Origin of the sequence: Mesorhizobium sp. B2-4-3 (assembly GCF_006442815.1) — a bacterium.
Lineage (GTDB): Bacteria > Pseudomonadota > Alphaproteobacteria > Rhizobiales > Rhizobiaceae > Mesorhizobium.
Window position 1 is genome coordinate 63854 of record NZ_VFVL01000031.1, and the last position, 13487, is coordinate 77340.

Below are 13487 nucleotides of genomic sequence, written 5' to 3' on the forward strand. Positions count from 1 at the left end.
CGATTTGTTGACTAAAAGGCCGCGCCTGCTATGTGTCGCGCACCCTTTCCCTAGGGTTCTCCCAAGCCCAACCCGTTCCTGGAGGAAGCATGAGCTCGCGCGAACAACATGACCGGATGGCCAATGCGATCCGTTTTCTTTCCATGGATGCCGTCGAGAAGGCGAACTCCGGTCACCCCGGCCTGCCGATGGGCTGCGCCGACATCGCCACGGTGCTGTTCAGCCGTTTTCTGAAATTCGACGCCAAGGCGCCGCACTGGGCCGATCGCGACCGCTTCATCCTCTCCGCCGGCCACGGCTCGATGCTGCTCTATTCGCTCCTCTACCTCACCGGCTATGAGGACATGACGATCGACCAGATCAAGAATTTCCGCCAACTCGGCTCCAAGACCGCCGGCCACCCGGAATACGGCCATGCCGCCGGCATCGAGACCACCACCGGTCCGCTCGGCCAGGGCCTTGCCAATTCGGTCGGCTTCGCGCTCGGCGAGCGCATCATGAACGCCGCCTTCGGCAACGACCTCGTCAACCACTACACCTATGTCCTGGCCGGCGACGGCTGCCTGATGGAAGGCGTCTCCCACGAAGCCATCGCGCTGGCCGGGCACCTGAAGCTCAACAAGCTGATCGTCTTCTGGGACAACAACAACATCTCGATCGACGGCCCGGTGTCGCTGGCCGACAACACCGACCAGGTCGCCCGCTTCCAGGCGTGCGGCTGGAACGCCAGCCACATCGACGGCACAGATCCCGAAGCGATCGCCTACGCCATCGAGGCCGCGCGCCATTCCGACAAGCCGACGATGATCGCCTGCAAGACCACCATCGGCTTCGGCGCACCGACCAAGGCCGGCACCAACAAGGCGCATGGCTCGCCGCTGGGCGCGGATGAAATCGCCGGCGCGCGCAAATTCTTCAACTGGGACTCGCCGCCCTTCGAGATTCCGGCCGACATCCTCGACGCCTGGCGCGCCGTGGGCAAGAACAGCACCAAGGCACGCACCGACTGGGAAGGCCGCCTGGCCAAGGCCGAGCCGAAGCTGAAGGCCGAGTTCGAGCGCCGCCTTGCCGGCAAGCTGCCGTCGAGCTTCGACGCCGTCATCGCCGACTACAAGAAGAAGCTCTCGGCCGACAAGCCGAAGGTCGCCACCCGCAAGTCGTCGGAAATGGCGCTGGAAGTCATCAACGGCGCGGTGCCGGAGACCATCGGCGGCTCGGCCGACTTGACCGGCTCCAACAACACCAAGACCAGCCAGACCAAGAACATCACGCCCGACGATTACGGCCAGCGCTATGTCCACTACGGCATCCGTGAGCACGGCATGGCGGCGGCGATCAACGGCCTGACGCTGCATGGCGGGCTGATCGCCTATGGCGGCACCTTCCTGTGCTTCTCCGACTATGCCCGCCCGTCGATGCGCCTTGCCTCGCTGATGGGCATCCGCTCGATCTTCGTCATGACGCATGACTCGATCGGCCTCGGCGAGGACGGCCCGACCCACCAGCCGGTCGAGCATCTGGCCGCGCTGCGCGCCATCCCGAACCACAATGTCTTCCGTCCGGCCGACGCGGTCGAAACCGCCGAATGCTGGCAGATCGCGCTGGAGTCCGAAAAGACGCCGTCGACCCTGGCGCTGACCCGCCAGAACCTGCCGACGGTGCGCACCGAGCATTCGGCGAAGAACCTCTCCAGCCAGGGCGCCTACGAGCTGGCCGCCGCCAGCGGCGAGGCCGTGGTGACGATCTTCGCCACCGGTTCCGAGGTCGAGATAGCGCTCGGCGCGCGCGAGCTGTTGGAAAAGCACGGCCACCCGACCCGCGTCGTCTCGGTGCCCTGCTTCGAGTTGTTCGACCAGCAGAGCGAGGATTACCGCAAGAAGACGATCGGCGACGCCAAGGTGAAGGTCGCCATCGAAGCCGGCATCCGCCAGGGCTGGGACCACCTGATCGGCATCGACGGCATCTTCGTCGGCATGCACGGCTTCGGCGCCTCGGGCACGATCGAACAGCTCTATCCGCATTTCGGCATCACCGCCGATGCCGCGGCCAAGGCGGTCGAAGCCCGCCTGCACGGCAAGTAGGAATTGCCTCGGGCCCGGCAGCGCCGATTGACGGTTTTGCCGGACTGGACCAACCTAATCGATTTAAATGCGACGTTCTGCGGCTGGATTCTTGCGCCTTCCGCCGTTATGAAATTGCGGACCCATCCGCTTTCCAGCCCCCAAGGGAGAGAATAATGACCGTCAAAGTTGCCATCAACGGATTTGGCCGCATCGGCCGCAACATCCTGCGCGCCATCCATGAATCCGGCCGCAAGGACATCGACGTGGTTGCCGTCAACGATCTCGGCCCAGTCGAGACCAACGCGCACCTCTTGCGCTACGACAGCGTGCATGGCCGCTTCCCGCATGAGGTGAGTGTCGACGGCGACCAGATTACGGTCGGCAAGGAGAAGTTCAAGGTCACCGCGATCAAGGATCCGACCCAGCTGCCATGGAAGGAGCTCGGCGTCGACATCGCGCTCGAATGCACGGGCATCTTCACCGCCCGCGACAAGGCCGCCGCGCATCTGACCGCCGGCGCCAAGCGCGTTCTCGTCTCGGCCCCGGCCGAAGGCGCCGACCTCACCGTCGTCTACGGCATCAACCACGACAAGCTGACCAAGGACCACGTCGTCGTCTCGAACGCGTCCTGCACCACCAACTGCCTGGCGCCGCTGGCGGCCGTGCTGCACGAGACCGTCGGCATCGAGAAGGGCATGATGACGACGATCCACTCCTATACCGGCGACCAGCCGACGCTGGACACCATGCACAAGGATCTCTACCGCGCCCGCGCCGCGGCTCTCTCGCAGATCCCGACCTCGACGGGCGCCGCCAAGGCGATCGGCCTTGTCCTGCCCGAGCTCAAGGGCAAGCTCGACGGCATTTCGATCCGCGTGCCGACCCCGAACGTCTCGGTCGTCGACCTCAAGTTCATCGCCAAGCGCTCGACCACGCCGCAGGAGATCAACGAGGCGCTGATCGCCGCCTCGAAGGGCAAGCTGAAGGGTGTTCTGTCCGTCACCCATCACCCGAACGTGTCGATCGACTTCAACCACGACCCGCACTCCTCGATCGTCGCGCTCGACCAGACCAAGGTGATGGACGGCAATTTCGTTTCGGTCCTGTCCTGGTACGACAACGAATGGGGCTTCTCGAACCGCATGGGCGACACCGCCGTCGCCTTCGGCAAGACCATCGCCTGATCTGAAGGCGTCGTCCCGTAATCGAAACGCCCGGCTTGGCCGGGCGTTTTCGTTTGAGTCTCGGCGAATCCGCGCGCTATGGAGATTAGCCGCAACACCAGTCGCGTCGTCATTCCAGGGTCTTCGCAACGGAGCTTCGCTCCTACTTCGCACTGGAATGACGAAGTCGGAGGCGCTGGCCAAAAAACCACGCCGTCGCCTTGCACCGGTCATGTCTTCGCCCCACTCTCGGCTGAAGCGACGAATAGCAGGATTCTGGAGGGGCAATAGCGGATGGAGCATGCGATCTATCTCGTGACGCTGGTCGGCACGGCGCTCATTGTCGCCGCCGCGTTTTCGAGCCTGATCGCCTTCCGCTTCGGCGCTCCCTTGCTGCTGCTCTTCCTCTGCATCGGCCTTGCCACCGGCGTCGACGGCCTCGGCATCGAATTCGACAATGCGCGGCTGGCTTATTTTGCCGGCTCACTGGCTTTGGCGATCATCCTGTTCGATTCCGGTTTCGGCACGCCGCTCAACGCGCTCAGGCAAGCAGCCGGGCCCGCGCTGTCGCTGGCCACGATCGGCGTTATCCTGACCACAGGCATCTTCAGCGCCGCCGCTTCCTATGTTCTCAAGCTCAGCTGGCTGGAATCCTCATTGCTCGGCGCCGCCGTCGCCTCCACCGACGCGGCCGCCGTCTTCTTCCTGCTGCGCGCCGGCGAGATCCACCTGCGCGAGCGCGTGCGCGCCACGCTCGAGGTGGAATCCGGCACCAACGACCCGATCGCCATCTTCCTCACGATCACCCTGGTCGAGATCATCGCCGCGCACGCCAACCCGGAAGCCAATGTGCTGGCCACCAACCTTTTGCTCGGCTTCCTCGCCAATATGGGACTCGGCGCCGTCATCGGCGTGCTCGGCGGCTTCGGCATCGTGCGTCTCGTCGAGCGGTTGAACCTCGATCACGGCCTGCTGCCGATCTTCGTGCTGACGCTGTCGCTGATGGTGTTCGCGGCAGCCGGCGCCGTCGGCGGCTCGGGTTTCCTCGCCGTCTACCTTGCCGGGCTGATCGCCGGCAATTCCGACATCCGCGCCGTCACCATCCTGAAGCGTTTCCAGGACGGTATGTCGTGGCTGGCGCAGATCATCATGTTCCTGATCCTCGGCCTGTTCGCCACACCCTCGCAATTCCCCGAGATCCTCGTGCCTGCAATCCTGCTCGGCCTGTTCCTGATCTTCGTCGCGCGGCCGCTCGCCGTCTGGCTCTGCCTGATCCCGTTCCGCCTGCCGCGTCCCGAAGTCGCCTTCGTCTCCTGGGTCGGCCTGCGCGGCGCGGTCTCGATCCTGCTCGCCATCACGCCCCTGCTCGGCGGCCTCGAGCATGGCCGCCTGATCTTCAACGCCGCCTTCATCATCGTGCTCGTCTCGCTGGTGGTGCAGGGCTGGACGGTCGGTCCGCTGGCGCGGCGTCTCGGCCTGATCGTGCCGGCCCGCCTTGGGCCGCTGGACAAGGTGGAGCTCGAATTGCCGGGCTCGGCGCATCATGAGCTGCTCGCCTACCGCGTCGCGCCCGGCAGCCCGGTGGCGCGGGGCGAGCGCATCCCGCGCTGGGCGAGGCCCTCGCTGGTGCTGCGCGACGGCCGCTCGATGCGCTTCCAGGACATGGGCCGGCTGGCGGCCGGCGATCAGGTCTACATCTTCGTGCCGGACCGCTACCCGCGCCTGCTCGACAAGCTCTTCGCCAGCCGCGCCGTGGTCGATCCGGAGGATGCCGACTTCTTCGGCGCCTTTGCCGTCGATCCGGCTCGCTCCGCGGCCGAGCTGGAAGCCGCCTATGCGCCGGGCCTGACCGAGGCGGAACAGAAGCTCACCGTTGCCGCGCTGGTTTCGGAACGGCTCGGCGGCCATCCCGAATATGCCGACCGCGTGGTGATCGGCCCGATCGAGCTGATCGTGCGCGATGTTGACGAGAAAGGCAGGATCGCCGGCCTTGGCCTGTCTTTCGAGCCGACCGCGCCGGTCGCGCGCGTGCCGGTGTTCATGAGCGCCGGCGAGATCGGCGACCGCATCGCCGCGCTGATCCACAACTGGCGCAGGCCGGCGCAAAAGCAGGCGGCCGACGACGTGCCGATCGACACCGTGGCGCCCGGACCGGACAGCCAGAAGGCAACCGGCGAAGGCTGATGTCTCACGCCGACATCATTTTTGCGCGCGCGCCATCGACGCGACCCTTGCATCGTCCTTCGCGCCGGGTAAGGTCGCCGCGTTTTCGCTAGAGCAATTCCAGGAAAAGTGTAGGCGGTTTTCCGTCCGGAATTGCGCCAAGGCACCAGGAAGGAACGACCATGGCTGGCTTCAAGACACTCGACGATATCGGCGCCGTCAGCGGCAAGCGCGTCCTGGTGCGCGTCGACCTCAACGTTCCCGTCGCCGACGGCAAGGTGACCGACGCCACCCGTATCGAGCGCATAGCGCCGACCATCGCCGAGCTTTCGAAAAAGGGCGCCAAGGTCATCCTGCTTGCGCATTTCGGCCGCCCCAAGGACGGCCCCTCGGCCGAGTTCTCGCTCGAGCCGATCGCCAGGGCCACGGCTGAGGTTCTCGGCCGCCCGGTCGGCTTCGCCGCCGACTGCGTCGGCGACAAGGCGACGGATGCCGTCGCGGCGATGAAGGACGGCGACGTGCTGCTGCTCGAGAACACCCGCTTCCACAAGGCCGAGGAGAAGAACGAGCCGGCCTTCACCGAACAGCTCGCCGCCAATGGCGACATCTATGTCAACGACGCCTTTTCCGCGGCGCACCGCGCGCATGCCTCGACCGAAGGCCTCGCGCATCTTCTGCCGGCCTATGCCGGCCGCACCATGCAAGCCGAGCTCGACGCGCTGGAAAAGGGCCTTGGCGATCCGGTTCGTCCGGTGGTCGCCATCGTCGGCGGCGCCAAGGTCTCGACCAAGATCGACCTTTTGATGAACCTTGTGAAGAAGGTCGACGCGCTGGTGATTGGCGGCGGCATGGCCAACACCTTTCTTGCCGCGCGCGGCACCGATATCGGCAAATCGCTCTGCGAGCATGACCTCGCCGGCACCGCCAGGCAGATCATGATCGAAGCGGCGGAGGCCGGCTGCGCCATCATCCTGCCCGTCGACGGCGTCGTCGCCAAGGAATTCAAGGCGGGCGCCGCCAGCGAGACCGTCGCCATCTCGGACGTGCCGGCCGACGGCATGATCCTCGATGTCGGGGCAAAGACCGTGCAGAGCGTCAACGACTGGATCGACCGCGCCGCGACGCTGGTCTGGAACGGCCCGCTCGGCGCCTTCGAGATCGAGCCCTTCGATCGCGCCACGGTGGCGGCGGCAAAGCATGCGGCAGCCCGCACCAAAGCGGGCAAATTGGTCTCCGTCGCTGGCGGCGGCGACACAGTGGCCGCGCTCAACCATGCCGGTGTTGCCGACGACTTCACCTATGTCTCGACCGCCGGCGGCGCCTTCCTCGAATGGATGGAAGGCAAGCCGCTGCCCGGCGTCGAGGTGTTGAAGCGGTAAACAGTCCGCGAACGGTAAAGGCGCCCGAGACTTTCAATCGATTCACGCTTTCCGGCCTCATTCCTTTGGCGGTAGTGTTCTGCTAGCGCGGAACCAACGCACCGTAGGAGAGCACCATGAGCGAACGTCTCGAAGATATTGCCGCCGCGATCGTCGCCGGCGGCAAAGGCCTTTTGGCCGCCGATGAGAGCTCCGGCACCATCAAGAAGCGCTTCGACGTCATCGGCGTCGAGTCGACCGCCGATAACCGGCGCGACTATCGCGAGATGATGTTCCGGTCCAAGGAGGCGATGTCAAAATACATCTCCGGCGTCATCCTCTATGACGAGACCATTCGCCAGAAGGCTGCCGACGGCACCCCGCTGGTCGACATCATCAAGGCGGCCGGCGCCATTCCTGGCATTAAGGTCGATCTCGGCGCCAAGCCGCTGGCCGGCTTCCCCGGCGACACCATCACCGAGGGCCTCGACGGGCTGCGCGAGCGGCTCGCCGACTATTACAAGCTCGGCGCCCGCTTCGCCAAATGGCGCGCGGTGATCGATATCGACACCGGCAAGGGCGTGCCCTCGGCCAATTCGATCGCCTCGAACACCCACGCCCTGGCCCGCTACGCCGCGCTTTGCCAGGAAGCCGGCATCGTGCCGATCGTCGAGCCGGAAGTGCTGATGGATGGGGCGCATTCGATCGACACCTGCTACGACGTCTCGAAGGCGACGCTGGTCAAGCTCTATGACGAGCTCTACGCGGCACGCGTCGTGCTGGAAGGCTCGATCCTGAAGCCCAACATGGTCATCTCCGGCAAGAAATCGGGCAGGACCGACAGCCCTGAGGAAATCGCCGAAAAGACGATAAAGCTGTTCCGCGAAGTGGTGCCGGCGGCGGTGCCGGGCATTGCCTTCCTCTCCGGCGGCCAGGAGGACGAGGAGGCGACCGCCAACCTCAATGCCATCAACGCCATCGGGCCGCATCCTTGGAAACTGACCTTCTCCTATGGCCGCGCCCTGCAGGCCGCGCCGCAGAAGGCGTGGAGCGGCAAGGCCTCGAACGTTGCCGCCGGCCAGGCCGCCTTCACCCACCGCGCGTACATGAACCATTTGGCGGCGCTCGGGAAATGGCAGCCGGCGCTGGAAAAGGCCGCCTGACGTTACCCATCTCGTTCATCGACACAGGGAGTTGAAAGGTTGCCGTTTGTCTTGCTGCAAGATTTTCCATCCATTTGCATGAAAGCAGCGCAAACGCCGGGGATTGGTCGAAGCCGCCCCCCAACGTCGTCATTCTATGGCGGAGCAAGGAGCGAAGCGACGCGGCGCAGACCATAGAATCCATGCCGTGACTTAGAAGCGCCGCCACAGTGCAGAATTCTGCTCCGTTGCACGCCTTGGCGAGGTAACGGCATGGATTCCAGGGTCTTCGCGACGGAGCTTCGCTCCTGCTCCGCCCTGGAATGACGATCGCGATTGCGCGTTTCGGCCAATCTCCAACGCTTGCCACCTGCCAACGCAAACGGAGCCGACCGGTCAAAATCCCTGTGCAGTGCCATCTTGTGCATCGAAAACCCGGGCCTACGGCCCAGGTTTTGTTTTTTACGGGCGGCGTTCCTACCTGATGCAGCGAAACCGCGGCGTCGATGTCGGATCGCGCCGATGTCGAACGTCCTTGGCAGGAGAGGACAGGAGATGGTCATGCATCGCAATGCCGTGGTTTCGCGCGAGGACTGGTTCGAGGCGCATCGCAAGCATCTGGAACGCGAGAAGGAACTGACGCGGTTCCGCGACGCTGTCGCCGCGGAGCGGCGGCAGCTTCCCTGGTTCAAGCTGCGCAAGGATTATGTCTTCGAAAGCGAATCGGGACCGAGGCGCCTTGGCGAGCTGTTCGCCGGCAAGAGCCAGCTGATCGTCTACCATTTCATGATGACGCCGGGTTGCGATCACCGTTGCCAGGGCTGCTCGTTCCTCGCCGACCATATCGACGGCGCCAATCAGCATCTGAAGCATCATGACGTCTCGCTGGTCGTCGTCTCGCGCGCGCCGCTCGCGGAAATCCTGCCTTACAAGCGGCGCATGGGCTGGAAGTTCGACTGGGTGTCGTCCTACGCGTCCGATTTCAACTTCGACCTGCAGGTCTCCTTCACCGACAGGCAGATCGCGGCGGGCGAAACCACCTACAATTTCGAGAAGCGTCCGTTGCGGTCGAAAGACCTGCCGGGCACCAGCGTCTTTTACCGCGACAGCAATGGCGACGTCTTCCTCACCTTCCTGTCGCGGGGCCGCGGCGGCGACGCGCTGATCGGGGCCTATCATTATCTCGACATGACGCCCAAGGGCCGCGACGAGGCCGGTCCGTATCACAACCTGATGGATTGGGTACGCCTCCACGACGAATACCAGGACAAGGACCGGCCGGACTGCTGCGCGTGAACGGCATCGTTCACGTCAGCCAAACATGCGATAGAGCGGTTCACCGTTTCACGGAAACGGTGAGCCGCTCTATCTCCTTGTTTTTACGCAATTCCGAACGGAAGGTTACGGCGAAGGCGCCGAACTTAACCGCTCACACTTTTCCTGGAATTGCTCTAGTGGCTTGCGGGTCGCGCCAACGGAACCGCCATGCAGCGCCTGCTTGCCCTTCTCACCTGGCTCGCTTTCCCGGTCTATGTCTGGCAGGGCCTCGGCGTGCGCCGGCGCACCACGCGCATGCTGCCCGCGCGAGGCCCGGTCCTGCACGAAATACCAGGCAAGGCGCCACCCGTTGCCTTGCTGGTCCTGGGCGACTCCTCGGCAGCGTCGGTCGGGATCGAGCAGTCAGAATATGGGCTTGCCGCGCAGCTTGCCGGCCTGATCGCCGAACGCACCGGCAGCGCCGTGCGCTGGCGCGCCGCCGGCTTCAATTCGGCGACATCCGGCCAGATCCGCGACCATGTCCTGCCCAACCTGTCGGCCGATCCCTGGACGCATATCGCGCTCGCCATCGGCACCAACGACACCAAGAACTTCCATTCCGTGCCGCGCTTCAAGAAGGAGTTCGGCGGCCTGCTCTACGCGCTGCGCGCCAAATGGCCGGAAGCGCGTGTCGTGTGGTCGCCGGTGCTGGAATTCACCCGCTCGCCCGCAATGCCGCCATTGCTCGGCAGCATCCTCGAGATCCGTGCCAAGGAAATGAACCGGATGGGCGTGCGGCTCTGCAACGAGCGCGGCGCCATTGCCGCCGCGCGCCTGCCGATCACCGATCCCGAGGCCGGTTTCGCCTCCGACGGATTCCACGCTTCCGAAGCAGGCTATCGCGCCTGGGCGGAGCATCTGCTGGACTTTGTGTTAGGCAGCTGCGCTGAGGTACGTTGAGATTCAGGTCAGGGCGAGCCGAGAATTGCGGCTTCCGAGATTGCACGCTTGTCGGGCAAGGCTATCACGTCCGTTGCGGTAGTCAGCGCAAACGCTGGCGATAAGCTGAAGGCTCCTGAACCTCGTCATTCCAGGGCGGAGCAAGGAGCGAAGCGACGCGCGCAGACCCTGGAATCCATGCCGCTACCTGGACCGAAGTGTGCAACGGAGCAGAATTCCGCACCGTAGCAACGCTTCCAAGTCACGGCATGGATCCTCGGGTCTGCGCGCGTCGCTTCGCTCCTTGCTCCGCCCGTGGATGACGACCGCGATAGGCGTCTCGGCCAATCGCCAAGGCATGGGATCTGCCAACGCACACGAACCAACCGGTCAAAACTTCTGTGTTAAGGAACTAAGCCCAGTGCCCAAGCACCGCCGCAAGCGAGATCGCGGCCATCGCCAGCAGCGCCAGCTTCCAGAAATCGCCGCGCCGCTTCAGCCCCGGCCAGCCCAGCGGCTTGATGACCTGGATCAGCATGATGCCGCAGATGACTAGGGCGAGCAGTTTCGTCATGCCGCCTTTGACCAGCAATGCCCATGCCTGTCAAAGCCGTTCTTAAGGCACCCTTCGTGCGGACCATTCCTGACAGAACCGGCTTCATTTGAACCCTGCGAGGGGGCACCCGCACCGTCTTCTTTCGCACCCTGCCAACCTCCTGACAGACTGCTGTCAGGAGGGGTGTGAGATACTCTTCTCATCAAAAAGAGAGGAGTGAGGTCATGAACGGTTTTACCATTCTGCGCAGCGTGCAGCACTATGTCGGCAGGATCCGTACCGTGCGCAACGAGATTCGCACCCAGCGTTTCCTGAACACCTTGCCGGCGGATATCCGCAAGGACATAGGCTGGCCGGACCTTTACAATGGCCGCGTGCGCGAAAACTGAAATTTTGCCGCCAAGACTTGGATTGTGGCGGCAGCGCACCCAGATGTAATGGCAGCCAGCGATGTTGAGTTCAGGAAAAAAAGCCTTTGTGCCGGTACTCGCCGCAGCCTCCTGACAGTATGTTGTCAGGAGGCATGCGGTAGTTGGAGCAGCTTCGATCCTGACAGCAACGAACATGGTTCGACTATCCGGAGTAATCCGCTCATGATGGAAGGCTGGAACGACAGGCTAAACACGCCGAGCGTCAACAGCATCAGGCCGTTGCCGCGACTATCCTTTGGTGCGAAATTCGTTGCCGCGCGGCGCAAGCGCGAAGGGCTTAAGCCATAACCCCCGGGGGATCTATCGATGCGTCGTGCCGACAGGCTTTTCCAGATCGTGCAGCATCTGCGGGGCGGCCGGTTGGTCACCGCGCAGAAGCTCGGCGCATGGCTCGAGGTTTCCGAGCGCACCATTTACCGCGACATAGCCGACCTGCAGTCGACCGGCGTGCCGATCGATGGCGAAGCGGGCGTCGGCTACATGATGCGGGAGGGATTCGACCTTCCGCCGCTGATGTTCACACGTGATGAGATCGTGGCGCTGGTTGCCGGCGCCCGCATGGTGCGCGCCTTCGGCGGCGCCGCAATGGCGAGGGCCGCCGACGAGGCGCTGGTCAAGATCGGCGCGGTGCTGCCCGATACCGAGAAGGATCGCATCGCCCGCACCGAAATTCACACGCCGATGTGGGTGGTGAGCGACTCCGCGCGGGAAGCCATCGACTTGATCGAGCGCGCCGTCGAGAAGCGCCAGGTGCTGACCATCGATTATTCCGACGAGGCCGGCCGCGGCACCGCGCGCGACATCCGTCCGCTCGGCCTGTGGTTCTGGGGCAAGGTCTGGACTCTGGTCGCCTGGTGCGAGATGCGCGACGATTTCCGCGCCTTCCGCATCGACCGCATCGCCTCGGTCGTCATCGCCGGCCGCATCTTCAAGCCGGAGCGCGGCAAGCAGCTTGCCGATTTCTATCGCGCCGTCGAGCGCAGCGAGGACTACGGCATGGCGCCCGACCGCGCCGCGCGGACGTGACTTCCTCCCAAGCCATTGTCCAACAGAAAAGCCCGCTCGAAGCGGGCTTTTTTGTTGGGTTCGTGCATACCGCCGCTCAAAAAGCGTGCAGCAACCGCGGCCCGAGGAACTACTCGTCGTCCGAATCCTCGTTCTTCGACTTGAGCGCCGAAAGCTTGGCGAAGACGGCGTTGGCGTCCAGCTCCTGGTCCTCGTCCTTCGGCTTCTCGGGCGCGGGCACCAGCCGTTCGGTGAGCGCCGCGGGCAGCAGGGTGTCGCCGACGGGCTGCGCCGGCTCGCGGCCGCGCGAGGCGCGGTTGACTTCGAGGTCGAGGTCGATCTGCGAGGTGAGGCCGAGTGTCACCGGATCCATCGGCTGCAGGTTGGCCGAATTCCAGTGCTTGCGCTCGCGGATCTGTTCGATCGTCGACTTGGTGGTGCCGACCAGACGCGAGATCTGCGCGTCCTTGAGTTCCGGGTGGTTGCGCACCAGCCACAGGATGGCGTTCGGCCGGTCCTGGCGCTTCGACAGCGGCGTGTAGCGCGGGCCCTTGCGTTTCGATTCAGGCACCCGCACCTTCGGCTCCGACAGCTTCAGCCGGTAGTTGACGTCCTTCTCGCCGCGCGCGATCTCGTCGCGCGTCAGCTGGCCGGTGATGATCGGGTCCATGCCCTTGATGCCCTGCGCCGACTCGCCGTCGGCGATCGCCTTGACCTCGAGCGGATGCAATCCGCAGAACTGCGCGATCTGCTCGAAAGAGAGCGCGGTGTTGTCGACCAGCCACACGGCGGTCGCCTTGGGCATCAGCAGCGAATTGGCCATATCAAAAATCCTTCTCGTTCGCCCGCGTTCCCGCGCGGGCGGTGGTTTTAGAGCCACCAAAATGGGAAATTCGCGGCCTGTATAAACGCTCCCTCCAATTTTCGCAATGTTTTTGGGAAGGATCCGGTTCACAGCCCTAAAAAGACAAAACCCGCTGGACGAGGTCCAGCGGGCTCGGAACCGGAAACAAAGCAAGCGTCTCGACGGCTCTGCTTGCATGCCGCAGCCCGGCCTTGCGGTCGGGCCGCGTCTGATTACACCGCCTGGCGGGCGATACGCTCGATGTCGGCGCGGTTGATGCCGAGGTCGCTCAGCTGGCGGGCATTGAGCTTGTTCAGCTCGCGCACGGTTTCGTTGTACATGCGCCACTTACGGAAAGCACTGATCGGGTTCATGATGGTTTCTCCAGTCGTTTGGTCAAATCGTTTGATGCCGCGTAAATAGGCACTCCTGCCCACAAATTGAACGGACGCTTTTGCATGGCCGCAATGCGTTTTGTGCATTGCAGCAAAAGAAAGGGAGTAGGGGAGTAAGGGAATAGGGCAGTAGGGTGAACGAGGGGCAACCCCCCTACTCCCCTACTCCCC

The 13487-nt window shown here is 64.1% G+C and carries 12 protein-coding genes; 9 read left to right on the forward strand and 3 right to left on the reverse strand.

Annotation, left to right across the window (positions count from 1 at the left end):
• Positions 1-89: 89 nt before the first annotated feature.
• The 7 genes from tkt (at position 90) to FJ956_RS24455 (ending at position 10106) form a co-directional block, all read left to right on the forward strand.
• Positions 90-2081: a transketolase gene (gene tkt, locus FJ956_RS24425; protein ID WP_140682216.1), complete on the forward strand. Its 1992-nt coding sequence runs from the start codon at positions 90-92 to the stop codon at positions 2079-2081.
• Between the two features lie 155 nt (positions 2082-2236).
• Positions 2237-3247 (forward strand): type I glyceraldehyde-3-phosphate dehydrogenase, encoded by a 1011-nt coding sequence (gene gap / locus FJ956_RS24430; RefSeq protein ID WP_140682214.1) that lies wholly within the window; start codon positions 2237-2239, stop codon positions 3245-3247.
• Positions 3248-3520: 273 nt separating this feature from the next.
• Positions 3521-5410, forward strand: a complete 1890-nt coding sequence (locus FJ956_RS24435) for a potassium/proton antiporter (RefSeq protein WP_140682212.1) — start codon at positions 3521-3523, stop codon at positions 5408-5410.
• 161 nt (positions 5411-5571) lie between these two features.
• Positions 5572-6768, forward strand: a complete 1197-nt coding sequence (locus tag FJ956_RS24440; protein ID WP_140682210.1) for a phosphoglycerate kinase — start codon at positions 5572-5574, stop codon at positions 6766-6768.
• A 116-nt stretch (positions 6769-6884) separates the two neighbouring features.
• Positions 6885-7910 carry a class I fructose-bisphosphate aldolase gene (locus tag FJ956_RS24445; protein ID WP_140682208.1) on the forward strand — a complete coding sequence of 342 codons (1026 nt, stop codon included), beginning with the start codon at positions 6885-6887 and terminating at the stop codon, positions 7908-7910.
• 540 nt (positions 7911-8450) lie between these two features.
• On the forward strand, positions 8451-9185 hold the full coding sequence (locus tag FJ956_RS24450; protein WP_140682206.1) for a thioredoxin family protein: 735 nt from the start codon (positions 8451-8453) through the stop codon (positions 9183-9185).
• 189 nt (positions 9186-9374) lie between these two features.
• A complete protein-coding gene (locus FJ956_RS24455; protein ID WP_140682204.1) occupies positions 9375-10106 on the forward strand; it encodes an SGNH/GDSL hydrolase family protein in 732 nt (243 codons plus the stop codon).
• A 391-nt stretch (positions 10107-10497) separates the two neighbouring features.
• On the opposite strand, the gene FJ956_RS24460 is transcribed toward FJ956_RS24455, so the two are convergent.
• Positions 10498-10659, reverse strand: coding sequence for a hypothetical protein (locus FJ956_RS24460; protein ID WP_108702902.1), 162 nt, complete (start codon positions 10657-10659; stop codon positions 10498-10500).
• Between the two features lie 206 nt (positions 10660-10865).
• Here FJ956_RS24460 and FJ956_RS24465 point away from each other — a divergent pair, with 206 nt between their 5' ends.
• Both FJ956_RS24465 and FJ956_RS24470 read left to right on the forward strand, forming a co-directional pair.
• Positions 10866-11030: a hypothetical protein gene (locus FJ956_RS24465; RefSeq protein ID WP_116390243.1), complete on the forward strand. Its 165-nt coding sequence runs from the start codon at positions 10866-10868 to the stop codon at positions 11028-11030.
• Between the two features lie 348 nt (positions 11031-11378).
• Complete coding sequence (locus FJ956_RS24470; RefSeq protein ID WP_140682202.1) at positions 11379-12098, forward strand: YafY family protein; 720 nt, start codon at positions 11379-11381, stop codon at positions 12096-12098.
• A 109-nt stretch (positions 12099-12207) separates the two neighbouring features.
• Here FJ956_RS24470 and FJ956_RS24475 read toward each other — a convergent pair whose 3' ends face one another.
• The gene (locus FJ956_RS24475) at positions 12208-12900 is read right to left on the reverse strand and encodes a DUF1013 domain-containing protein (protein WP_140682200.1); all 693 of its coding nucleotides are present in this window, start codon (positions 12898-12900) and stop codon (positions 12208-12210) included.
• 254 nt (positions 12901-13154) lie between these two features.
• Positions 13155-13295: a DUF1127 domain-containing protein gene (locus FJ956_RS24480; RefSeq protein WP_095767350.1), complete on the reverse strand. Its 141-nt coding sequence runs from the start codon at positions 13293-13295 to the stop codon at positions 13155-13157.
• Positions 13296-13487 lie beyond the last annotated feature (192 nt).

Bases quoted from the DNA above. Each gene is read 5' to 3' on its own strand.
- tkt (WP_140682216.1), top strand. From the start codon at position 90: ATGAGCTCGCGCGAACAACATGACCGGATGGCCAATGCGATCCGTTTT.
- gap (WP_140682214.1), top strand. From the start codon at position 2,237: ATGACCGTCAAAGTTGCCATCAACGGATTTGGCCGCATCGGCCGCAAC.
- FJ956_RS24435 (WP_140682212.1), top strand. From the start codon at position 3,521: ATGGAGCATGCGATCTATCTCGTGACGCTGGTCGGCACGGCGCTCATT.
- FJ956_RS24440 (WP_140682210.1), top strand. From the start codon at position 5,572: ATGGCTGGCTTCAAGACACTCGACGATATCGGCGCCGTCAGCGGCAAG.
- FJ956_RS24445 (WP_140682208.1), top strand. From the start codon at position 6,885: ATGAGCGAACGTCTCGAAGATATTGCCGCCGCGATCGTCGCCGGCGGC.
- FJ956_RS24450 (WP_140682206.1), top strand. From the start codon at position 8,451: ATGCATCGCAATGCCGTGGTTTCGCGCGAGGACTGGTTCGAGGCGCAT.
- FJ956_RS24455 (WP_140682204.1), top strand. From the start codon at position 9,375: ATGCAGCGCCTGCTTGCCCTTCTCACCTGGCTCGCTTTCCCGGTCTAT.
- FJ956_RS24460 (WP_108702902.1), bottom strand. From the start codon at position 10,659: ATGACGAAACTGCTCGCCCTAGTCATCTGCGGCATCATGCTGATCCAG.
- FJ956_RS24465 (WP_116390243.1), top strand. From the start codon at position 10,866: ATGAACGGTTTTACCATTCTGCGCAGCGTGCAGCACTATGTCGGCAGG.
- FJ956_RS24470 (WP_140682202.1), top strand. From the start codon at position 11,379: ATGCGTCGTGCCGACAGGCTTTTCCAGATCGTGCAGCATCTGCGGGGC.
- FJ956_RS24475 (WP_140682200.1), bottom strand. From the start codon at position 12,900: ATGGCCAATTCGCTGCTGATGCCCAAGGCGACCGCCGTGTGGCTGGTC.
- FJ956_RS24480 (WP_095767350.1), bottom strand. From the start codon at position 13,295: ATGAACCCGATCAGTGCTTTCCGTAAGTGGCGCATGTACAACGAAACC.